This is a genomic window from Blautia sp. ZXY-1-B12, assembly GCF_056339915.1.
Genome location: NZ_JBWJVP010000217.1, coordinates 1 through 3,542, shown reverse-complemented (window position 1 = coordinate 3,542; position 3,542 = coordinate 1). Strand labels below are relative to the sequence as shown.

Here is a 3,542-nt window from a genome sequence, read left to right as displayed (position 1 = left end):
GCTATCCTTATCTACGGTAATTTAGTATAATAAGGTCAAAAAACAGAACGCTATCATTGTGCAACCGATATGCAACTGATAATTGCTTGATAGTTGGTGGTAGCAACACGGTAATTCAGATAGAATAAAGCCAACAAAGAAAGGAGGTCATCCAAATGTTAGTAAACATCATTATGATTGTAGTCGGAATAGTTTTCTCATGTATCTTTGTCGGCTTGCTTATCCTTGTTATTCGTGCATTGCTTAAATATATCCGTACAGAGAAATGAAGCCAACAGCAACATTAGGAGGTGGTCAAATGAAAGTAACCGTATTTATGATAATCGTTGGAATAATTTTCTTATGTATCTTTGTTGGTTTGCTTACCCTTATTGTTCGTGCATTACTCAAATATATCCATTCGAAAGATGTACGGCAGGAAAAATCCGTAGTGAGGAAATCGTTGGGTGAAGCACTCAAAGTACACAGAACACAGTGCAAAATGACGCAGGAATTTGTTGCTGAAACGATTGGTGTTAGCAGGCAGGCTGTTTCAAAATGGGAAAATGGAACATCCGACCCTTCCACATCAAATCTTTTTGCACTTGCAAAACTTTACGGTATTTCTGTTGAAGAATTACTAAAAGAAGTTGAATAATCTTCATGCAGATATTTTATTTCATCATCGGGCCACCCTGACCCGAACTTTCAAAACTCAATACCAGCCGCCCACCGGCGGCACCACCGAGCAGGAAATCTGAAAAGGTCTCCTGCTTTTTTCTGCCCAAATGAGGTGGTAAAACGCACCCCATCCACCAATTACCGAAAGGAGGAACACGAAATGCCCTGTCCACACAACGAAATCTCGATTGTGCAGCGCAGCCAACCGCCAGTCTGCGGTTGCCGCCGCTGCCTACCAGAGCGGCGAAAAGCTGTTCTGTGGATACGATCCAGGAAGTGAAGCACTACCCGGAAAAGCGTGGTATCGTCCACAATGAAATCTTGCTTCCGGCAAATGCTCCCACTGGTCGTATGCAGACCGCAATACTTTATGGAACGCCGCCGAAGCGGTGGAGAAGCAATGGAATTCCCAGCTTGCAAGGCGGTGGGTGCTTACCATCCCCAGAGAGATACCGCCCGACCAGTACGCCGCCCTTGTCCGGGATTTCTGCAATCAGCAGTTTGTTTCCAAAGGAATGTGCGTGGATTTTGCCATCCATGACAAAGGGGACGGAAACCCTCACGCTCATGTCATGCTGACTATGCGGGCAATGGATGAACATGGGAAATGGCTTCCCAAGAGCCGCAAGGTTTATGACCTTGACGAGAACGGGGAACGGATAAAACTTCCGTCCGGCAGATGGAAAAGTCACAAGGAAGATACGGTTGACTGGAACGACCGCAAGTATTGTGAAATCTGGCGGCATGAATGGGAGATCATCCAGAACCGCTATCTGGAAGCCAACAACCGCCCGGAGCGGGTGGATCTCCGTTCTTACGAAAGACAGGGGCTTGATATTATCCCTACCGTCCATGAAGGGTGCTGCTGTCCGGCAGATGGAAAAGCGTGGGATTCAGACGAACATCGGCAACCTGAACCGAGAAATCAAAGCCGCCAATAGTTTGATGAAGTCCATCCGGCAGCTTATTAAAAATCTCAAAGGCTGGATTGTCGGAGCTTAGCGAAAAGCGGAATGAACTGCTTGCCCAAAAAGCTGCGGAGGAAGCGGTCTTTCTTCCCAATCTGCTGATGAAGTATATGGAGATACGAAAGGCAGAACGGAGCGACTGGACACGGGCGGGACAAAGCCGTGGGACTTCCAAAGACTTAAAGGCAGTCAGCGAAGCCCTGTCCTATCTTCAGAGAAAGGGACTTTCCACCGTGGAGGATTTGGAAAACTTTATAGAAACGTCCGGGAAATCTGCCGCCGACTACCGAAAGCAGATGAAGCCAAAGGAAACCCGCAGCAACGTGATTGACGCTATCCTTGCCGCCCGGACGGACTGTAAGGAATGTAAGCCCGTTTATGAGAAATACCAGAAGATATTTTTCAAGAAAACTAAGGAAAAATTCAAGCTGGAACACCCGGAGGTTGCCCGGTTTGAGAAAGCCAGTGCCTACCTTGCCAAGCACCCGGACGATAAGGACAGCACGAAAAAGGAGCTTTTGCAGGAACAGGCGAAGCTTGTGGACGAAATCGCAGACTTGAAAGTACCGTTGACCGAGGTGCAGGAAGATTTGAAGAAGCTGTGGGACATCCGCTACTGGGTACGGAAAGCCACACCCGGCACAGAGGAAAGCAAAGAGCCGCCCAAGAAGCAGCCCCTCAAAGAAGTCTTGCAGGATAAGGCTGACGAGAAGAGAGCACAGAAAAACGCCCCGGCGCAGACGAAACACAAACAACAGGATATGGAACTTTAACAGGCACTTGCCATTTTCAGATTGAGAATGATAAGTGCCTTTTCTTTTTTACAAGGAGGAATTGATTTGAATGTATTTGAAGCTGTGAAGCAGTCCGTTACGACAAGACAGGCTGCGGAGCATTACGGAATCCGGGTAAACAGAAACGGGATGGCTTGCTGCCCGTTCCACAACGATAAGACCCCCAGCATGAAGCTGGACAAGCGTTTCCACTGCTTCGGATGTGGTGCAGATGGGGATGTGATTGATTTTGTAGCTGCCCTGTACGGGCTGGGGAAAAAGGAAGCCGCCGCACAGTTGGCGAGTGACTTCGGGCTTGCCTATGAGGACTGGAAGCCACCGGGCAGGGCAAGGAAGCCCAAGCCCCGGCAGAAATCCCCGGAAGAACAGTTCCGGGAAGCAAAGGCACATTGCTTCCGTGTCCTTGCCGATTATCTACACCTCTTACGGGTATGGAAAACCGACTATGCCCCGCACTCCCCGGAGGAAGCGTTTCATCCCCGGTTCGTGGAAGCCTTGCAGAAGCAAGCCCATGTGGAATATCTGCTGGATGTGCTGCTGTTCGGGGAGACAGAGGAAAAAGCGGTTTTGATTATGGACTACGGAAAGGATGTGATACAGCTTGAACAGCGAATGGCAGAGCTTGCAGCCGCAGACGCAGCAAGAACTAAAAAACACCATGAACGCCATGCAGCCGCCCCAGAGCGTTGAGGAAGTAAAGGCAACTCTGGAAACCACCGAGAAAGGCGGCGTCCGCCAGAGCATACGGAACTGCCTGACCGTATTCCAGCGTGACCCTGTGCTTGCCGGGGCAATCGCCTACAACATCCTGACCGACCGCAAGGACATCATAAAGCCCATCGGTTTTCACAGAGAAAGCACAGCCCTGACCGATACGGACATGAAGTATCTGCTTCTCTATCTGGAGGAAACCTACGGGCTTACCAGTGAGAAAAAGATTGAAACCGCCATCGGGATTGTGGCGAATGAGAATAAGTACCACCCCATCCGGGATTTTCTGAACAGCCTTGCATGGGACGGGACTGAGCGCATCCGCTTCTGTCTGCGGCACTTTCTGGGAGCTGATGTGGACGATTACACCTATGAAGCCTTGAAGCTGTTCATGCTGGGGGCGATTACA

At 49.5% G+C, this 3,542-nt stretch carries 2 protein-coding genes and 2 pseudogenes; all 4 read left to right on the top strand.

Annotated features, from left to right (window positions below; translation table 11 throughout):
- Positions 1 to 298: 298 nt before the first annotated feature.
- Positions 299 to 637, top strand: coding sequence for a helix-turn-helix domain-containing protein (locus AC075L_RS14320; RefSeq protein WP_003509323.1), 339 nt, complete (start codon positions 299 to 301; stop codon positions 635 to 637).
- A gap of 183 nt (positions 638 to 820) precedes the next feature.
- Positions 821 to 2,401 (top strand): annotated as a pseudogene (mobQ, locus tag AC075L_RS14315) (MobQ family relaxase).
- A gap of 66 nt (positions 2,402 to 2,467) precedes the next feature.
- Entirely contained in the window at positions 2,468 to 3,112 is a 645-nt protein-coding gene (locus AC075L_RS14310; RefSeq protein ID WP_025544160.1) for a CHC2 zinc finger domain-containing protein, read from the top strand.
- Positions 3,081 to 3,542: pseudogene (locus AC075L_RS14305) on the top strand (virulence-associated E family protein); the annotation flags it as partial. The gene AC075L_RS14310 and the pseudogene AC075L_RS14305, both read left to right, overlap by 32 nt.